This is a genomic window from Kytococcus schroeteri (assembly GCF_002847825.1).
GTDB lineage: Bacteria > Actinomycetota > Actinomycetes > Actinomycetales > Dermatophilaceae > Kytococcus > Kytococcus schroeteri.
The window spans coordinates 1-313 of record NZ_PKIZ01000142.1 but is presented as its reverse complement, the minus strand read 5'-3'; the positions used below and the strand labels follow the sequence as shown (position 1 = coordinate 313).

Here is a 313-nt window from a genome sequence, read left to right as displayed (position 1 = left end):
CACCAACACTTGCAGCAAGACCACGATGCACACCGCGACGACCTTGCCCGCGATCAGCGCCCAGGTGGGCACGCCCGCCGCGCCGATGCGCTTCAGAGCCCCATAGCGTCGGTCGAAGGCCACTGCGATGGCTTGTCCCGTGAAGCCCGCGCCCATCAGCGCGATCGCCAAAGCCATGGGAAATATGCGTGTCACTGCGTGGGATGCGTCATCGCCGGGAATCAGCGTCAGACCAATAAGCAGCCCCAGCGGAATGACCATAGAGAGCAATTGCTGCTCCCCGTGGCGCAAGAAGAGCAGCGATTCGATCTTG

Annotated in this window: 1 protein-coding gene; it reads right to left on the bottom strand. The window is 62.6% G+C overall.

Annotation, left to right across the window (positions count from 1 at the left end):
• A partial coding sequence (locus CYJ76_RS11900; RefSeq protein WP_462345206.1) for an ABC-2 transporter permease occupies window positions 1-313 on the bottom strand: 313 nt, incomplete at both ends.